Source organism: Caballeronia sp. EK (assembly GCF_014384845.1).
Taxonomy (GTDB): Bacteria; Pseudomonadota; Gammaproteobacteria; order Burkholderiales; family Burkholderiaceae; genus Caballeronia; species Caballeronia jiangsuensis.
Map to the genome: position 1 here is coordinate 21,054 of NZ_JACSUE010000005.1, position 18,630 is coordinate 39,683.

17 protein-coding genes are annotated in these 18,630 nt (G+C 63.8%); 7 read left to right on the forward strand and 10 right to left on the reverse strand.

What is annotated here, in order from left to right; translation table 11 throughout:
- Positions 1-30: 30 nt before the first annotated feature.
- The 4 genes from IAG25_RS15490 to IAG25_RS15505 all read right to left on the reverse strand — a co-directional run bounded on the left by IAG25_RS15490 (position 31) and on the right by IAG25_RS15505 (position 3,209).
- Positions 31-258, reverse strand: coding sequence for a sulfurtransferase TusA family protein (locus tag IAG25_RS15490; RefSeq protein ID WP_035509205.1), 228 nt, complete (start codon positions 256-258; stop codon positions 31-33).
- Between the two features lie 65 nt (positions 259-323).
- Complete coding sequence (locus IAG25_RS15495) at positions 324-1,340, reverse strand: Gfo/Idh/MocA family oxidoreductase (RefSeq protein ID WP_187605652.1); 1,017 nt, start codon at positions 1,338-1,340, stop codon at positions 324-326.
- On the reverse strand, positions 1,337-2,341 hold the full coding sequence (gene iolG / locus IAG25_RS15500) for an inositol 2-dehydrogenase (RefSeq protein WP_187605653.1): 1,005 nt from the start codon (positions 2,339-2,341) through the stop codon (positions 1,337-1,339). The genes IAG25_RS15495 and iolG overlap by 4 nt, the downstream gene beginning before the upstream one ends.
- Positions 2,331-3,209 (reverse strand): MurR/RpiR family transcriptional regulator, encoded by an 879-nt coding sequence (locus tag IAG25_RS15505; protein WP_035509218.1) that lies wholly within the window; start codon positions 3,207-3,209, stop codon positions 2,331-2,333. The genes iolG and IAG25_RS15505 overlap by 11 nt, the downstream gene beginning before the upstream one ends.
- Positions 3,210-3,411: 202 nt before the next feature.
- On the opposite strand from IAG25_RS15505, the gene IAG25_RS15510 reads away from it, so the two are divergent.
- The 7 genes from IAG25_RS15510 to iolB all read left to right on the forward strand — a co-directional run bounded on the left by IAG25_RS15510 (position 3,412) and on the right by iolB (position 12,871).
- Positions 3,412-4,464, forward strand: coding sequence for a sugar ABC transporter substrate-binding protein (locus IAG25_RS15510; protein ID WP_187605654.1), 1,053 nt, complete (start codon positions 3,412-3,414; stop codon positions 4,462-4,464).
- Between the two features lie 141 nt (positions 4,465-4,605).
- Positions 4,606-5,772, forward strand: coding sequence for an ABC transporter permease (locus tag IAG25_RS15515; RefSeq protein ID WP_187605655.1), 1,167 nt, complete (start codon positions 4,606-4,608; stop codon positions 5,770-5,772).
- A gap of 13 nt (positions 5,773-5,785) precedes the next feature.
- Positions 5,786-6,574, forward strand: a complete 789-nt coding sequence (locus IAG25_RS15520) for an ATP-binding cassette domain-containing protein (protein WP_035509225.1) — start codon at positions 5,786-5,788, stop codon at positions 6,572-6,574.
- Between the two features lie 13 nt (positions 6,575-6,587).
- The gene (locus IAG25_RS15525) at positions 6,588-8,582 is read left to right on the forward strand and encodes a bifunctional 5-dehydro-2-deoxygluconokinase/5-dehydro-2-deoxyphosphogluconate aldolase (RefSeq protein WP_187605656.1); all 1,995 of its coding nucleotides are present in this window, start codon (positions 6,588-6,590) and stop codon (positions 8,580-8,582) included.
- Complete coding sequence (gene iolD / locus IAG25_RS15530; RefSeq protein ID WP_187605657.1) at positions 8,579-10,462, forward strand: 3D-(3,5/4)-trihydroxycyclohexane-1,2-dione acylhydrolase (decyclizing); 1,884 nt, start codon at positions 8,579-8,581, stop codon at positions 10,460-10,462. The genes IAG25_RS15525 and iolD overlap by 4 nt, the downstream gene beginning before the upstream one ends.
- Before the next feature lie 697 nt (positions 10,463-11,159).
- On the forward strand, positions 11,160-12,062 hold the full coding sequence (gene iolE, locus IAG25_RS15535) for a myo-inosose-2 dehydratase (protein ID WP_187605658.1): 903 nt from the start codon (positions 11,160-11,162) through the stop codon (positions 12,060-12,062).
- On the forward strand, positions 12,059-12,871 hold the full coding sequence (gene iolB, locus IAG25_RS15540; RefSeq protein WP_187605659.1) for a 5-deoxy-glucuronate isomerase: 813 nt from the start codon (positions 12,059-12,061) through the stop codon (positions 12,869-12,871). Before iolE ends, iolB begins: the two co-directional genes overlap by 4 nt.
- 698 nt (positions 12,872-13,569) lie before the next feature.
- On the opposite strand, the gene IAG25_RS15545 is transcribed toward iolB, so the two are convergent.
- The 6 genes from IAG25_RS15545 to IAG25_RS15570 all read right to left on the reverse strand — a co-directional run bounded on the left by IAG25_RS15545 (position 13,570) and on the right by IAG25_RS15570 (position 18,612).
- Positions 13,570-14,268: an ABC transporter ATP-binding protein gene (locus IAG25_RS15545; protein ID WP_187605660.1), complete on the reverse strand. Its 699-nt coding sequence runs from the start codon at positions 14,266-14,268 to the stop codon at positions 13,570-13,572.
- The gene (locus tag IAG25_RS15550; protein WP_187605661.1) at positions 14,265-15,005 is read right to left on the reverse strand and encodes an ABC transporter ATP-binding protein; all 741 of its coding nucleotides are present in this window, start codon (positions 15,003-15,005) and stop codon (positions 14,265-14,267) included. Before IAG25_RS15550 ends, IAG25_RS15545 begins: the two co-directional genes overlap by 4 nt.
- Positions 15,002-16,078, reverse strand: a complete 1,077-nt coding sequence (locus tag IAG25_RS15555; protein ID WP_187605662.1) for a branched-chain amino acid ABC transporter permease — start codon at positions 16,076-16,078, stop codon at positions 15,002-15,004. The genes IAG25_RS15550 and IAG25_RS15555 overlap by 4 nt, the downstream gene beginning before the upstream one ends.
- A complete protein-coding gene (locus IAG25_RS15560; protein WP_255503785.1) occupies positions 16,071-16,952 on the reverse strand; it encodes a branched-chain amino acid ABC transporter permease in 882 nt (293 codons plus the stop codon). The genes IAG25_RS15555 and IAG25_RS15560 overlap by 8 nt, the downstream gene beginning before the upstream one ends.
- Before the next feature lie 70 nt (positions 16,953-17,022).
- The gene (locus tag IAG25_RS15565; RefSeq protein ID WP_035509244.1) at positions 17,023-17,460 is read right to left on the reverse strand and encodes an acyl-CoA thioesterase; all 438 of its coding nucleotides are present in this window, start codon (positions 17,458-17,460) and stop codon (positions 17,023-17,025) included.
- Positions 17,461-17,463: 3 nt separating this feature from the next.
- Positions 17,464-18,612, reverse strand: coding sequence for an iron-containing alcohol dehydrogenase (locus tag IAG25_RS15570; RefSeq protein WP_187605664.1), 1,149 nt, complete (start codon positions 18,610-18,612; stop codon positions 17,464-17,466).
- Positions 18,613-18,630: the final 18 nt, after the last annotated feature.

Below are 18,630 nucleotides of genomic sequence, written 5' to 3' on the forward strand. Positions count from 1 at the left end.
ATTTTGTTTTTGTGCGCCTGCTTGTCCGCTTTAACGACGGCGCATCAGAAAGATGAACGTCTTGTCCTGCGACGTCGATTCGACGATCTCGTTGCCGGTCTGCTTGGCGAACGCCGCGAAATCGCGCTGCGATCCCGGATCGGTGGCGAGCACCTTCAGAATCTGACCGCTCGTCATGTCGGCGAGCGCCTTCTTTGCCCGCAGAATCGGCAACGGACAGTTGAGCCCGCGCGCGTCGACTTCCTTGTGAACTTCCATCGCGATTGAACCTTTCTTTGCCTGGGGGGTGAGCGCTCGGTGAAGGTTCGATTTTAACGCAGGGTTCACAACTCCACCGCCCTTCCACTCTCATAAGCCTCGCGCATCGCGATCCCGATCCGCGTCGCCTCCCTCGCATCCTCCAGCGTGAGCCCAGTCGGCTTCCCGTCCCTGAGCAACGCCACGAACGCCTGCGCCTCGCGCAAAAACGCATCCTCGAAGCGCTCAAAGAACGTCGGCGTACACGCGTTGCGCATGCCGTGCGCATCCGCGATCTCGACGCGGTTCGCCCTCGGATTGCGTCCCACCGAGAGCGCGCCCGCCGTGCCGATCACTTCCGTCTGCGTGTCGTGCCCATGCGCCATCGTGCGCGATGCGTACAACACCGCGAGCCGCCCGTCCTCGAACTCGATCGTGCCCACGCCGTTGTCGATATCGCCGCACTCGCGCAAGCCCTCGTGAATCGCGATGGTGCCGCTCGCATACACCCGTTTGGCGCGCGGATTGCCGAGCAGCCAGCGCGCAAGATCGATGTCATGCACGCTGCAATCGAGAAAAAGCCCGCCCGATGTCGGCGCGAATCGCACGAAGAAGCCATCCGGATCGTTCTTGTCGCAGGTCTGCGAGCGCACCATGAAGGGCCGGCCGATCGCGCCTTTCGTGACGCCATCGAACGCATCGCGATAACTCGCATCGAAACGTCGCACGAAGCCGATCATCACCTGCAGATGCGGATGACGCGCATGTTCTTCGAGCACGGCATCGCATTCGGCGAGATCGAGCGACAGCGGCTTCTCGCAGAACACGTGCTTGCCCGCGCGCAATGCGGCGATGATCTGCCGGGCATGCAGCGACGTGGGCGTGACGAGCCACACGGCGTCGATGGAAGCGTCCGCGAGCAGTTCGTCGTAATCGGCATGAAGCGAAAGCTCGGGCAGCGACTGCTCAGCCCATGCACGCTCTTCCTCCACCGGACTGCACGCCGCGACGAGTTGCGCGCCCGGCACGTGCCACGCGAGATTTTCCGCATGCCGGCGCCCGAGCCGCCCCAATCCGACAATACCGAAGCGCAGCGATTTCATGCGACCTTCTCCCCGAGCGTCACGATGCGCTTCTCGCGCCACGACAGCGTCGCGGCTTCGGCGAGTTCCAGCGCCTTCAGACCGTCCGCGACCGTGGTACGCACCGGCTTGCCGTTCTCGACCGCATCGAAGAAATGCGCGATTTCCGCCGCGTACGCCGCGCGATAACGTTCGAGGAAGAACGCCTCGGGCTTGTCGCTCGACACGGCCGTCGCCGTGTAGGCGGTGACTTCGGTCGGCCGCACGTTGCCCGCCTGCAGCATGCCGGCGCTGCCGAGCAGTTCGAAGCGCTGATCGTAGCCATACGCCGCACGCCGCGCCGTATTGATCTGGCACAGACGGCCACGCTTCGTGCGGATCGTCACCGCGGTCGAATCGATATCGCCCGCATCGGCGATGGCCGGATCGCTCAGGCAACTGCCCGTCGCGTGCAGCGTGTCGGCTTCGTCGTCGAGAATCCAGCGGAAGATATCGAAATCGTGGATCAGCATGTCCTTGAAGATGCCGCCCGAATGCTTGATGTACTCGACCGGCGGCGCGCCCGGATCGCGGCTCGTGACGATCAGCATTTCCGGATCGCCGATCTCGCCCGCATCGATGCGCGCCTTCACCGCCGAGAAAGTCGGATCGAAGCGGCGCTGGAACCCGATCATGCAGACGACGCCCGCTTTCGCGACCGCATCGGCGCACGCACGCGCGCGCTCGATCGTGAGATCGACAGGCTTCTCGCAGAACACATGCTTCTTCTGCGCCGCCGACGCGAGAATCAGATCCGCATGCGTATCCGTGCTCGAACACACGACGGTCGCGCCGACGGAAGCGTCGCCCATTGCGCCATCGACATCGGCGACCTGTGCTCCATGCAAGGCAGCCAGCGCGGACGCCGCGTCACGATTCACATCGACGACGTATTTCAAACGCACGCCCGGCTGCCGCGCGAGATTGGCCGCGTGAATCTTGCCGATGCGCCCTGCCCCAAACACCGCCACATCAATCGTCATAGCCACCTGTCTCCTTGGATTCCTCGACGTTCAACTCCAGCCGGTACGCGAGCGCGATGAACAACGCCTGGCACAGGCAAATGGTGCTCGTGAGCGAACGGAACGCGAACGCGCTGCCCTCCTTCACGAGCAGACTCGCGCTCGCGTGACGCGCGAGCGGCGAAAGCTGGCTATCGGTGATGACGAGGGTCGCCGCGCCGTGATGCTGCGCGGCGCGCACGCAATATTGCGTCTCCTTGCCGTAGGGCGCGAAGCTGATCGCGACCACCACGTCCCCCTTCTTCACGCTGCGGACCTGCTCGCGGAACATGCCGCCGAAGCCCGAAATCAGATGCACGCGCTTCTTCGTGTGCTGCAATGCATAGACGATGTAGCTCGCCACCGCGAACGAGCGGCGCACGCCTATCACATAGATGTTCTCCGCTTGCGAGAGCATGTCGACGGCGGCTTCGAACTGCGCGTCGTCGAGGCCGGCTTCGAGTTCGTCGAGACCCGTGCGGCTCGCCGCGATGAACTCGCGCGCCACCGACAGTCCCGACGCCTCGCCCGCCTTCTCGTCGATGAGCTTGCGTATGCGCTGCTGATAGCTCTGCTGCGAGCCGCCCGCGCCCGTGTATGCCTGCCTGAACACGGCCTGCAGGTCGGAGAAGCCGGAAAAGCCGAAGCGCTGCGCGAAACGCACGACCGCCGACGCATGCACGCCGCACGCACTGGCGATATCGCTCGTGCGATCCATCATCACACTCTGGCGATGCTGCTCGATGTAGGTCGCGACACTCTTCAGCTGACGCGGCAGCGAGTCGTACGCGTCGGTGATCCGCTGCATGAGTTCGTCGACGCTTTGTACGTCGGTGCTGGCGTCATCCATCACAGGCTCTTTCGATGTTCGTCGTAGAACCGATTATAGGAAGGCGGCAAGCAAATTGGAATGTATTTTCCATTTGCCGAACCAATGAAATTTCTGTTGCAGGTCGCCGAAAACTGACCTACTCTTGGTCCTGAGCACGGCACATCAAACGGTCGGCTCGCGAAAACATCACACCAAACAACAACCGAGATAGGTGGAGACAATGACCATTTGCAACGGTCGGGCCGCGCTGCGCGCGCTGGCGGCTGCTGCTGCGTTGTGCAGCGCAACGTTGATGGCGGCGAGTCCCGCTCAGGCGGCGCCCGACGCGAAGTTCGTGCTGATCAGCCACGCGCCGGATTCCGATTCCTGGTGGAACACCATCAAGAACGCGATCAAGCAGGCTGACGAAGACTTCAACGTGCAGACGGACTACCGCAATCCGCCGAACGGCGATATCGCGGACATGTCGCGTCTGATCGAGCAGGCGGCCGCGCGCAACTACGACGGCGTCATCACCACCATCGCCGACTTCGACGTGCTGAAGAGTTCGATCAACAAGGTCACCGCGAAGAAGATTCCGCTCGTGACGATCAACTCGGGCACGGAAGAACAGAGCGCGCAACTGGGCGCGATCATGCACGTCGGCCAGCCGGAATATGTGGCCGGCAAGGCGGCGGGCGAAAAGGCAAAGGCCGCGGGCGTGAAGTCGTTCCTGTGCGTGAACCACATCGCGACGAATACCGTTTCGTTCGATCGCTGCAAGGGCTTCGCGGACGCGCTCGGCATCGACTACAAGGCCTCGACGATCGATTCGGGACAAGATCCGACCGAGATTCAGTCGAAGGTATCGGCGTATCTGCGCAACCATCCGGACACGGGCGCGATCCTCACGCTCGGACCGACGCCCGCATCCGCGACGCTCAAGGCCGTCACGCAAATGGGCCTGCAAAACAAGATCTATTTCGTGACCTTCGACTTCTCCGACGACATCGCGAAGGGGATCAAGGACGGCACGATCAAGTTCGCGATCGATCAGCAGCCGTACTTGCAAGGCTATATCCCGGTGGCGGTGCTCGCGATCGTGCATAAGGAACACACCACCGATCCGGCGAAGATCCGCCAGATTCTCGAAGCGAATCCGAAATTCAAGGCGCGCCTCGAAACCTACGGACTGCAACCGTCGTACGGCCCCAAGAACATTCGTTCGGGACCGGGCTTCATCACTAAAGAAAATCTCGACAAGGTCGTGAAGTACGCCGGTCAATATCGTTGATCGCAAGCTGACCTTCTTTGGGCGGCTTCCTTAGCGCCGCCCGCTTTCATCGATGTCTCATGCTTCTGTCGCGTTCCCTTGCGGGACGCGGCGGGGGCACGCACATCCGTACTGCATCGTATCGAGTCTCAAGGAGCCATCATGGGCGTAGCCGGCAAGCATTACCCTCCTCACGTGAACGCTCAGCAGGACGACGCTGAAACACCCGACAAGGCCAAGCCATCGGATGAGCGCGTACGCCAGCAATCGTGGTTCGGTCACTTGCTGAATCGCCCGGAATTCGCGGCGATTTCGGGCACGGTGCTCGTGTTCATCGTGTTCGGGTTCGGCGCGGGCTCGTCCGGCATGTTCAACCTCGACGGCGTGATGAACTGGTCGCAGGTCGCCGCCTATCTCGGCCTGCTCGCGGTCGGCGCGTGTCTTCTGATGATCGCGGGCGAGTTCGACCTGTCCATCGGTTCGATGATCGGCTTCGCCGGCATGATGGTCGCGTTGCCCTCGGTCTACTTCCACTGGCCGCTATCGCTGTCCATTCTCTTCGCGTTCCTGATGTCGATGCTGCTCGGCGCACTGAACGGCTATCTCGTGATGAAGACGCGCCTGCCCTCGTTCATCGTCACGCTCGCGTTCCTGTTCATCCTGCGGGGCCTCACGCTCGCGCTGTCGATCATGTTCGCGGATCGCACCATCATCTCCGGCGTGGGCGATCTCGCCCAGGCCGATCCGATCGCCAATACGCTCTTTCACGGCGTCGCCTTGCACGGCGTGTTCACCTGGCTCGCGCACATGGGCATCGGCAAGCTGCTCGATAGCGGCGAGCCGCTCGTGCCGGGCATTCCGAAGGTCATCATCTGGTGGCTCGTGCTCGCGGCGATCGGCGCGTTCGTGCTCGCCAAGACGCGCTACGGCAACTGGATTCTCGCGGTCGGCGGCGATGCGAACGCCGCGAAGAATGTCGGCGTGCCGGTGAAGCGCGTGAAGATTTCGCTCTTCGTGCTGACCGCATTCTGCTCGTGCCTGTTCGCCGTGCTGCAAGTGTGCGATATCGGTTCGGCAGCAGCGGATCGCGGCCTGCAAAAGGAATTCGAGGCGATCATCGCGGCGGTCATCGGCGGCACGTTGCTGACGGGCGGTTACGGCTCGGTGGTCGGCGCATGCTTCGGCGCGCTGATCTTCGGTGTCGTGCAGATCGGCATCACCTATACGAACGTGAGCTCGGACTGGTTCCGCGTGTTCCTCGGCGTGATGCTGCTCATCGCCGTGCTCTTCAATCACTACGTGCGCCGCCGCGTCTCGCAGGCTCAATAAGAGGAGAACCGACATGAACGACGACAACATCCTCGCACTCGAGAACGTCAGCAAGTTTTTCGGCAAGGTGATCGCGCTCAACGGCGTCACGTTGCGGCTCAAACGCGGCGAAGTGCATTGCCTGCTCGGCGATAACGGCGCGGGCAAGTCCACGCTCATCAAGACGCTGGCAGGCGTCCATACGCCCTCTTCCGGCGATTATCTGGTCGATGGCAAGCCGGTCCATTTCGATTCGCCGAAGGAAGCGCTCGATCTCGGCATCGCGACGGTGTATCAGGATCTCGCGCTCGTGCCGCTTCTTTCCGTCGCGCGTAACTTCTTCATGGGACGCGAGCCGCAGAAGAAGCGCTTCGGCATGTTCAACGTGATGGACCTCGACCTCGCCGCCGAAACCTCGCGCGCCAAGCTCGCGGAAATGGGCATCAACGTGCGCGATCCGCATCAGCCTATCGGCACGATGTCCGGTGGCGAGAAGCAATGTCTCGCGATCGCCCGTGCGATCCACTTCGGCGCACGCGTGCTGATCCTCGACGAACCGACCGCCGCGCTCGGCGTGAAGCAGAGCTTCAACGTGCTGAAGCTGATTCACAAGGCGCGCGAGAAAGGCATCTCGGTGATCTTCATCACGCACAACGTCCATCACGCATATCCGATCGGCGATTCGTTCACGCTGCTCAATCGCGGCCGCTCGATGGGCACCTATACGAAGGACACCATCAGCAAGAACGAAGTGCTCGACATGATGGCGGGCGGCGCCGAAATGCAGCAGATGATGACCGAACTCGAAGGCGCGACGATCTGAGGACATGGAAACCATGCCAACACAAAATACTTCTCGCTTTGCGCCGGATCGCACGCGCGATATCGTGTGCCTCGGACGCCTCGCCGTCGATCTCTATGCGCAGCAGGTCGGCGCGCGTCTCGAAGACGTATCGACGTTCGCGAAATATCTCGGCGGCTCGTCCGCGAACATCGCGTTCGGCTGCGCGCGGCTCGGTCTCGATTCGTCGATGCTCGCCCGCGTCGGCAACGATCACATGGGGCGCTTTCTCACCGAGACGCTCGAACGCGAAGGCTGCGATGTGAGCCATGTGCGCATCGATCCTGAACGGCTCACCGCGCTCGTGCTGCTCGGCCTCGAAGACCGCGACACATTCCCGCTCGTGTTCTATCGCGAGAACTGCGCGGACATGGCCGTCGATGAAGCCGACTTCGATGAAGCGTATATCGCGTCGTCGAAAGCGTTGCTCATTACGGGCACGCACTTCTCCACCGAACAGGTGAACCGCACGAGCCGCCGCGCGCTCGAATATGCGCGCCGCAACGACGTGCGCACGATTCTCGACATCGACTATCGGCCGGTGCTGTGGGGCCTCACGGGCAAGGCCGATGGCGAGACGCGCTTCATCGCGAATGAAAGCGTCACCGCGCATCTGCAGCGCATCCTGCCGCTGATCGATCTCGTGATCGGCACCGAAGAAGAGTTTCGCATCGCGGGCGGCAAGGACCGTCTGACCGATGCGCTCGCGATGGTCCGCAGCGTCACGAGCGCGACCCTCGTCGTGAAGCGCGGGCCGCTCGGCTGCTCGATCATCGAGGGCGACGTGCCCGCTTCCATCGACGATGCGCCGATACACGGCGGCGTCGAGGTCGAAGTGCTCAACGTGCTCGGCGCGGGCGATGCGTTCGCGTCCGGCTTCCTCTCGGGCTGGCTGCGCGACGAGCCGCTCGAAGCCTGCGCGCGCACGGCCAATGCATGCGGCGCGCTCGTTGTGTCGCGTCACGGCTGCGCACCCGCGATGCCCACGCCCGCCGAACTCGACTACTTTCTCGCCGCGGCCAAGGACGATCCCGTGCGCATGCGCCGACCGGACCGCGATGCGACCTTGGCGCGGCTGCATCGCGTGAGTCCGAAGCGCAGGCAATGGGATGAAGTGCTCGGCTTCGCGTTCGATCATCGCAACCAGTTCTTCGATCTGGCGCAGCAGACGGGCGCGAGCGAAACGCGCATCGCGACATTGAAGAACCTGTTCGTCGATGCCGTCGCGCAGACGGAAAAGGAACTCGGGCTCGAAGGACGCATCGGCGTTCTGATCGACGATCGCTACGGGCAGGATGCGCTGAACGCGGCGACCGGGCGCGGCTGGTGGGTCGGACGTCCCGTCGAATTGCCGGGCTCGATGCCGCTCGTGTTCGATCACGGCCGCTCGATCGGCACGACGCTCGTTCAATGGCCGCGCGAGCAGGTCGCGAAGTGTCTCGTGCAGTATCACCCCGATCATCCGCATGACGTGCGGCTCGAACAGGAAGCACAGATTCGCGCGCTCTACGATGCCGTGCAGGAAAGCGGCAACGAACTGCTGCTCGAAGTGATCGTGCCGAAGAACGGTCCGCCTGTGGAAGACGACACCGTGTATCGCGCGTTGAAGCGTCTCTACAACCTCGGCATCTATCCGGAATGGTGGAAGCTCGAACCGATGAGCGCGAAGCAATGGCAGGCGATCGATGCGCTCATCGCCGAACGCGATCCGTATTGCCGGGGCGTCGTGCTGCTCGGGCTCTCGGCGGCTGTCGATCAGTTGCGCGATGGCTTCAGGGCGGCGGCATCGTCGAAGACCTGCAAGGGCTTCACCGTCGGACGCACGATCTTTCATGAGCCGAGCCATGCGTGGCTCGCGAACGAGATCGACGACCGCGAATTGATTGCGCGTGTGCGCCGCACGTTCGAAGCGCTGATCGGTGCATGGCGCGATGCGCGTGCGGCGTCGCATGTCGAAGACCATCGGATCAAACAGGAGCAAGCCGCATGAACCAGCGTGCTACGCAAACTGAAACTGCCGTGAACAACACCATTCGACTGACCGCCGCGCAGGCCGTCGTGCGCTATCTCGCGGCGCTTCGCACCGAACATGGCGAAGCGCTTTTCGGCGGCGTGTTCGCGATCTTCGGGCACGGCAATGTCGCGGGCATCGGCGAGGCGCTGTATCGGCATCGCGATGAATTGCCGACGTATCGCGCGCACAACGAGCAGGCGATGGCGCATAGCGCGATCGCTTATGCGAAGGCGCACATGCGCCGTCGCATGATGGCGGTGACGACGTCCATCGGACCGGGCGCGACCAATCTCGTGACGGCCGCCGCGCTCGCGCATGTGAACCGGCTGCCGGTTCTTTTGCTGCCGGGCGATATCTTCGTGTCGCGCGCGCCGGACCCGGTGCTCCAGCAGGTCGAAGACGGTCATGACGGTGGCGTGTCCGCGAACGATGCACTGAAAGCGGTGTCGCGATACTTCGATCGCATCGTGCATCCCGCGCAGTTGCTGAGCGCATTGCCGCGCGCGATTCGCGTGCTCACCGATGCGGCGCTGTGCGGCCCGGTCACGCTCGCGCTGCCGCAGGACGTGCAGGCGATGGCGTATGACTACCCTGCTTCGTTCTTCGAGCCGCCGGTGGTCGAGTTTCATGCGCCCGCGCCCATTCCGCGCGAGATCGAACGTGCCGCCGCGATGCTGCGTGAAGCACGTGAACCGATGATCGTATCGGGCGGCGGCGTGCTCTACGGACTCGCGACCGATGCCTTGCGCGCGTTCGCGCACAAGCACGGCGTTCCGGTCGCGGAGACGCAGGCGGGCAAAGGCGCGCTTGCGTGGGACGATGCGTTGAATGCGGGCGGCATCGGCGTGACGGGCGGGTCGGCGGCGAACGAACTCGCGCATGCGAGCGATTGCGTGCTCGCCGTCGGCACGCGCCTGCAGGACTTCACGACCGGATCGAACACGCTCTTTACGCAAGCGCGGCTCGTCGCGATCAATGCGAATCCGTTCGATGCGCTGAAGCAGAACGCTGTCGCTGTGCAGGCGGATGCGCGCGTCGCGCTCGATGCGCTGTCGGCCGCGCTCGGCGACTGGCGCGCATCGCCGCAATGGACGACGCGGGCGCACCGGCTCGCGAACGAATGGCGCGAGACCGTCGCGCATGTGACGAACACGCCTGTCGCGGATGGCTCGTTGCCGCGGGAAGCCGATGTCATCGGCGCGGTGCAGCGCTCGGACGATGAATCGCCTGCGAACGACATCGTCGTGTGTGCGGCCGGCACCTTGCCTGCGGATTTGCAGAAGCTCTGGCGCACCGGTAAGCCGGGCGGCTATCACGTCGAATACGGTTATTCGTGCATGGGCTATGAAATAGCGGGCGGTCTCGGCGTGAAGCTCGCGCGGCCGGAACGTGAGGTGATCGTGATCGTCGGCGACGGCAGCTATCTGATGATGAATAGCGAACTCGCCAGTTCCGTGATGCTCGGCGCGAAGTTGATTGTGGTGCTGCTCGACAATCGCGGGTTCGGTTGCATCAATCGATTGCAGCAGGCTTGCGGGGGGGCGCCGTTCAACAACCTTATCGATGATTGCAAGCAAGGCGCGCTCGGGGCGCCGGAGATCGATTTCGCGATGCATGCGCGGGCGCTTGGGGCGTTGTCGGAGCATGTGGCTGGTATCGATGAACTGCAAGCGGCGATGAAGCGCGCGCGGGCGGCGGATCGAAGTTATCTGATTTCTATCGATACCGATCCGGCTCGGCCTACCGAGGAAGGTGGATGGTGGTGGGAAGTCGCCGTGCCCGAGGTTTCTGATCGCGCTGCGGTGGTCGTTGCTCGGGAGGGTTATGAGCGGGCGGTCAAGGCTCGGGGGTTTTAGGGGGGGTTTTTGTCGTGGAATCCTGTGTTCGTGTCGGTTTATTAGCACTGCCCCTCCCCGGGGCGGGGGTCACTTTCTTTGCTGCTGCAAAGAAAGTAACCAAAGAAAGCAGCTCGTTTAAGCCCGCGGTCACACGCACGTTAGCCATGCTTGCCAGCCGCCAATGGCACACGCCTAAGTGTCGCCCCCACAGGCCCAATCGGGCTTGGATCGCGCACGGTCTGACGAGCTAGTTGTTTTAGGGCGCTGGTTCAGCACCAGATAGTTTCGGCACAGCGCTGCGCGCTGCCGTTGGGTATGCGAGGGAAACCAACGGAGCGCATGTGCAGTGCATGAGATGGCGGCTTTAGCAAGAAGGTCTGCGCCGACCCGATTGACCCATCGGCCGCGAAGCGGGCCGGAGCTATTTGGTGCTGAACCAGTTTCTTGTGTGGTGCGAGGTGTCAGACCGTGCGCGGTCCAAGCCCTTGTCTGCTTGTGGGGGCACTCGCTACTGCCGGGCCATTAGGCCAATCGCCTGTGCCGCGGCCGGTGTGAAGTGCTTAGGCTGGGGATAGCTGTTTCTTTGGTTACTTTCTTTGCAGCAGCAAAGAAAGTGACTGCCGCCCCGCACAGGGGCAACGCTAATAAACCAAAAAGTAATCGGGATCCGGCGAAACAAAACGCGAAGCACCATCAAAACCACAAGGACAAAACCATGGCATTAAACGTCCGCATCGGCATCAACCCCCTGTCGTGGATGAACGACGACTTGCCCTCGCTCGGCGGCGAGACCCCACTGTCCACCGCCTTGACCGAAGGCAAAAAAATCGGCTACGAGGGATTCGAGCTCGGCAACAAGTTCCCCCGCGAACCGCAGGCGCTCAAATCGCTGCTAGCCCAATACGATCTCGCGCTCGTGTCCGGCTGGTACTCCGGCAGGCTCGCGGAGCGCAGCGCCCAAGAGGAAATCGAAGCCGTCGGCCCGCATCTCGATCTGCTCGCGAAGAACGGCGCGACCGTGATGGTCTACGGCGAGGTAGCGCATTCGATCCAGGGCGCGCCGCGGCCGCTCTATCAACGTCCGCGCTTCTTCTCCGATGCGCAGTGGAACGAATACGCCGAGCGCCTGAACCGCTTCGCCGAATTCACGCTCACGCGCGGCGTGCGCGTCGCCTATCATCATCACATGGGCGCGTATGTCGAAACGCCCGCGGATGTCGATCGCCTCATGGCCCTGACAAACGATGCAGTCGGTCTGCTGTTCGACGCGGGGCACATCACGTTCGCGGGCGGCGATGCCCTGAGCGTGCTGCAAAAGCACATCGCCCGCGTGTGTCATGTGCATTGCAAGGACGTGCGGCAGGACATCGTGAAGCTCGCGCGCAATCGCAACTGGAGTTTTCTCGATGCGGTCATCAACGGTGCGTTCTCCGTGCCCGGCGATGGCTGCGTGGACTATCCGGGCATCATCGCGTGTCTCGCGAAACATGATTACGACGGCTGGCTCGTCGTCGAAGCGGAACAGGATCCGGTGATCTCTCCGAGCTATGCGTATGCCGACAAGGGCTATCGCACGCTGCGCGCGCTCGTCGATGGAACATTCAAGGAGGCAGCATGAGCCTGCTGGTCAAAGCATCGCGCGAAGGACAAACTATCGCGCGCGTCACGCCCGATTCCGCGGGCTGGAAGCATGTCGGCTTCGCGGCGTATCGCCTGAACGCGGGCGATGTCGTGCATGTGTACGACGCCGATCGCGAGAGCTGCATCGTCGTGCTGACGGGCACAGTGAGCGTCGAAGCGGGCGACGAGCATTATCAGTCGATCGGCTCGCGCGACAGCGTGTTCGAGGACGCCGCACCGTATGCGGTCTATGTGCCGCCCAAGCTCGCGGCGATCGTGCGTGCGGAGCGCGATGCGGAAATCGGCGTCGCGAGCGCACCCGCCAAGGGCGATCTTCCGCCGCGGCTGATCGAGCCGTCGCAGATGAAGCGCTCGACGCGCGGCAGGAACGCCAATACGCGCTACGTGTGCGACATTCTTCCGCAAACGGAAGCGGCCGAGTCGTTGCTCGTGGTCGAAGTGCGCACGCCGGGCGGACACGCATCGAGCTATCCGCCGCACAAGCACGATCAGGACAATGTGCCCGTCGAGAGTTCGCTCGAAGAGACGTACTACCATCGGCTGAATCCGCCGCAAGGGTTTGCGTTTCAGCGCGTCTATACCGACGAGCGCGACCTCGACGAAACGATGGCCGTCGAGAATCACGATGTCGTGATGGTGCCGCGTGGGTATCATCCGGTGGTCGTGCCTTATGGATACGACAACTACTATCTCAACGTGATGGCGGGAAGCAAACGCACGTGGCACTTCAAGAACGATCCGAAGCATGAGTGGATCGTGGAGAGGGATAGCAAGGCTTCGAGCTAGCCGATGGCGTTGGACGCGGGACGGGTTTTTTGCCGGATCCCGTTTTCGCGTCGGTCTATTAGCACTGCCCCTCCCCGGGGCGGGGGTCACTTTCTTTGCTGCTGCAAAGAAAGTAACCAAAGAAACAGCTTTCCCCAGCCTAAGCACTTCACGCCGGCCGCGGCACAGACGATTGGCTGAATGGCCCGGCTGTAGCGAGTGCCCCCGCAAGCAGATAAGGGCTTGGACCGCGCACGGTCTGACGAGCCAAATGTTTAAGCGCACTGGTTCAGCACTAAATAGCTCCGGCACAGCGCTACGCGCTGCCGTTGGGTATGCAAGGGAAACCAGTGGAATGCGAATGCAGTGAGATGGCCGCGTTAGCACGAGAGCATGTGCGGACCCGATTGACCCGTCGGCCGCGAAGCGGGCCGGAGCCATTTGGTGCTGAACCAGTCAGTGAAGCAGTGCGAGACGACAGACTGTGCGCGAGCCAAGCCCGATTGGGCCTTCGAGGGCGACACTTAGGCGAGTGCCGCCGCGGGCTGGCAAGCATGGCCAAACTGCGTGTGACCGCGGGCCTCAACGAGCTGCTTTCTTTGGTTACTTTCTTTGCAGCAGCAAAGAAAGTGACTGCCGCCCCGCACAGGGGCAGTGCTAATAAACCAACGCGAAAACGGGATCCGGCGAAAAACCGAAGCACGTCAAGCAACGACGCTCTACCCTATCGAAACCCAATCCCGCATAACATGCTCGCTCGCCACGAGCACCTCGATCGCGCCATCGAACTGAATCGCCCCATGCCCCATCACCGCGACGCGCGCGTCGAGCATGCTCGCGATCGTCAATCGCTCTTCGATCAGCAGCATCGCGACCCCGCGTTCGCGCAACATCGCGAGGCATCCGGCCACTTGCGCGAGCACTTGCGGCGCGAGCCCTTCGCCGGGTTCGTCGATGACGACGAGCGACGGATCGCCCGTCAACGTACGTGCCAGCGCGAGCATCTGCTGTTCGCCGCCCGATAACGCCCCCGCTTTCACCGACGCGCGTTCTTCGAGCACAGGAAACAACCGATACGCGTCGCCCAGCGAAAAGCGCGTGCCTTTCCTCTCGCCGAGCAACAGGTTTTCGCGCACGGTGAGCGCGGGAAACACGTCACGCGTTTCGGGCACGTAACCGATCCCGAGCCGCGCAATACGATGCGGCCTCAAACCGACGAGTTGAACATCGCGATAACGCATGTCGCCCGCGCATCGCACGAGTCCCATGATGGCCTTCGCGAGCGTCGAACGTCCCGAGCCGTTACGGCCGACGAGCGCGACCACTTCCCCTTCGCCGATGCACAGATTCACCCCATGCAGCACCTGCGCCGCGCCATACCACGCGCGCAAATTGTCGATGCGCAATGGCGCGTTCATGTTGCGACTCCGCCGAGATACGCTTCCCGCACATCACGATTCGCACGGATCGCGGCAGGCGTGCCGGTCGCGATCACGCGCCCTTGGACGAGCACCGAGATGCGATCCGCGAGACTGAACACCGCATCCATGTCGTGCTCGATCACGAGCAGTGTGCGCCCTTGCGTCGTCGCCCGGATCAACGCGAGCGCGCGCGTGGCCTCCGCGCGATTCATGCCGGCGGTGGGTTCGTCGAGCAGGATGAGCGGCGCGTCGGTTGCGAGCGCGATGCCGAGATCGAGCGCGCGTTGCTCCGCGTATGTGAGCCGCGCGGCGAGTTCGTACGCGCGTTCGGCAAGGCCGATGGCATCGAGCATCGCGTGTGCGCGCGCATCGATTTTTCGCGAAGGCAGCCATCGGTCGATAAAGCGCGATGACGACGCGCCCAGCGCCGCGCAATGCAGATTGTCGAGCACGGACAAACCGCCGAACACGCTCGTCGTCTGGAAGCTGCGCGCGAGCGTTCGGGAGACACGCTGCGGCGGCTTGCCCGTGATGTCGATTCCCTTCGCGACGATGCGCCCGTCGTCGGGTCGCGCACGTCCCGAGATCAGATCGAAGAGCGTGGACTTGCCCGCACCGTTCGGTCCGATGAGCGCATGCCGTTCGCCCTCTGCAACGTGCAGATCGACGCCGCGCAGCACACGCGTCGCACCGAAGCGTTTGGTCACGCCGTGCAGTTCGAGCGCGGCGTTCATCGCGCGGCCCTCGTGCGTCGCGCGAGCCAGAGACCCAGCAAGGCGCACGGCAATGCGATGAGCCACGCACGCACGTCGATTCGTCCCGCATAGAGCGCTTCGACCGGCACGATGACCGCGACGCTCCACACCAACGCGCTGATCGCGCCGAAGCACAGCGATCGCCCATCGCGCCGGAGCAGACCGGCCACGCCCTCCGGCGCGGCGATCACGACCCACACGAAGAAGAGCCCGAGATACATCGGCCACGCAGCGCTCACGCTCGCCACCGCGACGCTGAAGAACGTCAGCAGCACCGCGCCGATCACCGGCCCGAAGAACGCGCCCGCTCCGCCGATCACCGTCGCGACGAGCACGCTCGTCGAGCGCGCGAGGCCCACGCCTTCCGACGACACCAGCTCGACGTTGATCAACGACAGCACGCCCGCGATACCCGCGAAGAACGCCGACACGACCAGCATCGTGAAGCGCACGCGCGCCGGCGCGAAACCGATCGCGGCCGCGCGCGCGGGGTTGTCGCGCACGGCGTTGGCGAGGCGGCACATCGGCGTGCGCGACAACGCGAACATCGCGAGCGCCGCGACCACGCACCAGCACGCGATCAGCGCGTAGGCCTCGCGCAGCGGTCCGAAGCTCCAGGCGAACAACGACGGCCCGCTCGCGCGATCGATCGTCACGCCGCCCTCGCCGCCGAACCATCCGGGCACGAGCCACACGCACGCAGCGACGAGTTCGCCGATGCCGAGCGTGATCATCGCGAAAGCCGTGCCCGCGCGCTGCGTCGAGATCGCGCCGAACACGATGGCGACGAGCATCGCCGCGAATCCGCCGATGACCGGCAAGAGCGGCAACGGCACGCCGTAGCGATTGAACACATGCGCGGCGGCGAACGCGCCGAGCCCCGAATACACGGCGTGGCCGAACGACAGCAGGCCAGTTTCGCCGAGCAGCAGATTGTACGAGAGCGCGAAGACGATGAGCGTCGCGGTCTGCGCGCAATACGCGAGCAGCCAGGATTGATCGAAGAAGAGCGGCAGCGCGAGCGCGAGGACGAGCGCGAGAAACCTAGGCATCGTGTGTGCGCTCGCCGAAGAGTCCGCGCGGCCGCGCGGCGAGCATCGCGACGAGCACGAGATAAGGCAGCACGGGCGCGAGCTGCGCGACCGTCAACGCGCTCCACGCGGCCGGAAGCGTCACGCCGAGCGATGCGGCGATGCTGCCCGCCGACGCGCTCGCGCCCACCGCGAAGGTCTGCACGCAGCCGATCAGCAGCGACGCGACGAGCGCGCCGCCGAGCGACCCGAGCCCGCCGATCACGACGACGACGAACACGATCGGGCCCATCGCATCGGCCATCGCCGGCTCGATGACGGCGAGCGGCGCGCCGATCACGCCACCGAGCGCGGCGAGCGCGGTGCCGATGGCGAAGACCATCGTGAACACGCGCGGCACGTCGTGGCCGAGCGTTTCGACCGTGGCGGGATGCGTGAGCGCCGCGCGTACGACGAGGCCCGTCTTCGAGATGCGCAAGACGAGCCAGAGCGCGCCGAGCATCAGCACGGCGATCGTCATCATGAACACGCGATAGCGCGCGAAAGACGCGCCGTAGAGCGTGAAAAGCGGACCATCGAGCACGGGAGGAATCGCCGCCGGCAACGGCCCGAGCCCCCACACGAGCTTGACGCCCTCGCCAATCACGATGGCCGCGCCGAACGTGAGCAGCATTTGCCCGAGCGCGCCGCGCGCGTGCACGCGTCTCAGCAACAGTCGCTCGAATAGCGCGCCCGCAATGCCGACAACGATCGGCGCGACGATCAACGCGAACCAGAATCCGCCATACGCGGCGAGCGCCTGCCCGACATACGCGCCGAGCATATAGAAACTCGCGTGCGCGAAGTTGAGCACGCCGAGCATCGAAAAAATCAGCGTCAGTCCCGCCGACAGCATGAAGAGCAGCAAGCCCACGCTCACGCCGTTGAGCAGACTCACGCAGAACCACTGAAGCAAGACGCGACCCTCAGCCGGTGATGAGCGGCTTCAGCGCATCGACGAGCGGCGCGGGCAGCGGCACCGGCCTGCGCGTCACGCGATCCACGTAGACATGCACGAAATGCCCTTGCGCGGCGGCGACGTCCGACCCTTGCGTGAAGATCGCCACTTCGTAGCGCACGCTCGTGTTGCCAAGCTTCTCGACGCGCAAGCCCGCCTCTATCGGCTCGGGGAACACGACCGGCGCGAAGAAGTTGCAGCGCGTCTCGACGACGAGGCCGATGGTCTCGCCCTCGCTGAAATCGAGCACGCCCGCGCGCAGCAGATACTCGTTCACGACCGTGTCGAAGTAGCTGTAATAGACGACGTTGTTGATGTGTCCGTAGACGTCGTTGTCCGACCAGCGCGTGCTGATCGCGAGAAAGTGCGCGTAGTCCGCGCGCGTGGTCGGGACCGGCTTGCTCATCGCTTAGAGAGACTCCGTCAGCATGCGTCGATAATCGTCGGCGCTCGCCTCGCGCGGATTCGTCTTGTGGCAATGATCGGCGAGCGCGCCCTTCACCACCTTGTCGAACATGCTTTCTTCGACGCCCATCTGCGAAAGGCGCGTCGGCAAGCCGAGGCGCGCGGTCATGTCGTGAACCGCCTGCGCGACATCGGTGTTCTCCGCGAGATTCATCACACGGCGCATGCGTGCGAAGCGCCGGTCCGCGACGACCGTCGGCGCGCTCTCGTTGAAGCGCAGCACCGCGGGCAACACCACCGCGTTCAGCGTGCCGTGATGCAGCGACGTGCGCCCGTTCACCGCGAGCCCGCCCAGCGGATGCGACAGCGAATGCACGCAGCCCAGGCCCTTTTGAAACGCCATCGCGCCCTGCATCGATGCGGACATCATGTTCAGGCGCGCATCGCGATCCTGACCGTCGCGCGTCGCGCGCTCGATATTGGCCCACGCGCGTTCGAGTCCGTCGAGCGCGATGCCGTCGGCGGGCGGATTGAATGCGGGCGCGAGAAACGTTTCGATGCAATGCGCGATCGCGTCCATGCCCGTTGCGGCCGTGAGCGACGGCGGCAGGCCGAGCGTCAGCGACGGATCGCAGATCGCGGATTTCGGCAACAGATGCCAGGAATGGAAACCGAGCTTGCGCCCATCTTCGAGGATGATGATCGCGCCGCGCGCCACTTCGCTGCCCGTGCCCGACGTGGTCGGCACCGCGATCAGCGGCGCGGACCGCTCGGTGATCTTGCCGCTGCCTCCTTCGATCGTCGCGAAGCTCGTCAGGGGCGCGTCGTGCGTCGCCGCGATCGCGACGCCCTTCGCCAGATCGATCGACGAGCCGCCGCCCACCGCGATCAGCCCGTCGCACCCTTCGCGCCGGTATTGCTCCGCGGCGCGCATGACCATCGCTTCGGTCGGATTCGAGGGCGTATCGTCGAAGATCGGCAACGCGCCCAGCTTCGCGCTTTCGATCACGCGATCGGCGAGGCCCGCGGCCGCGACGCCTTTATCGGTGATGACGAGCGGACGCTTCACGCCGATGCGCGCGCATTCGCTTTCCAGCGACTGCAGCGCGTCGTAGCCGAGATGGATATGAGTCAGGTAGAAGATATAGGCCATTGCGCGGGAACCGGTGAG

What these genes read in the sequence shown, in the direction of transcription:
- IAG25_RS15525 (WP_187605656.1), top strand. Translation starts at nt 6,588, where the DNA reads ATGCCAACACAAAATACTTCTCGCTTTGCGCCGGATCGCACGCGCGAT.
- IAG25_RS15570 (WP_187605664.1), bottom strand. Translation starts at nt 18,612, where the DNA reads ATGGCCTATATCTTCTACCTGACTCATATCCATCTCGGCTACGACGCG.
- IAG25_RS15510 (WP_187605654.1), top strand. Translation starts at nt 3,412, where the DNA reads ATGACCATTTGCAACGGTCGGGCCGCGCTGCGCGCGCTGGCGGCTGCT.
- iolD (WP_187605657.1), top strand. Translation starts at nt 8,579, where the DNA reads ATGAACCAGCGTGCTACGCAAACTGAAACTGCCGTGAACAACACCATT.
- IAG25_RS15520 (WP_035509225.1), top strand. Translation starts at nt 5,786, where the DNA reads ATGAACGACGACAACATCCTCGCACTCGAGAACGTCAGCAAGTTTTTC.
- IAG25_RS15505 (WP_035509218.1), bottom strand. Translation starts at nt 3,209, where the DNA reads ATGGATGACGCCAGCACCGACGTACAAAGCGTCGACGAACTCATGCAG.
- IAG25_RS15495 (WP_187605652.1), bottom strand. Translation starts at nt 1,340, where the DNA reads ATGAAATCGCTGCGCTTCGGTATTGTCGGATTGGGGCGGCTCGGGCGC.
- IAG25_RS15515 (WP_187605655.1), top strand. Translation starts at nt 4,606, where the DNA reads ATGGGCGTAGCCGGCAAGCATTACCCTCCTCACGTGAACGCTCAGCAG.
- iolE (WP_187605658.1), top strand. Translation starts at nt 11,160, where the DNA reads ATGGCATTAAACGTCCGCATCGGCATCAACCCCCTGTCGTGGATGAAC.
- iolG (WP_187605653.1), bottom strand. Translation starts at nt 2,341, where the DNA reads ATGACGATTGATGTGGCGGTGTTTGGGGCAGGGCGCATCGGCAAGATT.
- IAG25_RS15545 (WP_187605660.1), bottom strand. Translation starts at nt 14,268, where the DNA reads ATGAACGCGCCATTGCGCATCGACAATTTGCGCGCGTGGTATGGCGCG.
- IAG25_RS15555 (WP_187605662.1), bottom strand. Translation starts at nt 16,078, where the DNA reads ATGCCTAGGTTTCTCGCGCTCGTCCTCGCGCTCGCGCTGCCGCTCTTC.
- IAG25_RS15550 (WP_187605661.1), bottom strand. Translation starts at nt 15,005, where the DNA reads ATGAACGCCGCGCTCGAACTGCACGGCGTGACCAAACGCTTCGGTGCG.
- IAG25_RS15490 (WP_035509205.1), bottom strand. Translation starts at nt 258, where the DNA reads ATGGAAGTTCACAAGGAAGTCGACGCGCGCGGGCTCAACTGTCCGTTG.
- IAG25_RS15560 (WP_255503785.1), bottom strand. Translation starts at nt 16,952, where the DNA reads ATGCTGTCGGCGGGACTGACGCTGATTTTTTCGATGCTCGGCGTGCTC.
- iolB (WP_187605659.1), top strand. Translation starts at nt 12,059, where the DNA reads ATGAGCCTGCTGGTCAAAGCATCGCGCGAAGGACAAACTATCGCGCGC.
- IAG25_RS15565 (WP_035509244.1), bottom strand. Translation starts at nt 17,460, where the DNA reads ATGAGCAAGCCGGTCCCGACCACGCGCGCGGACTACGCGCACTTTCTC.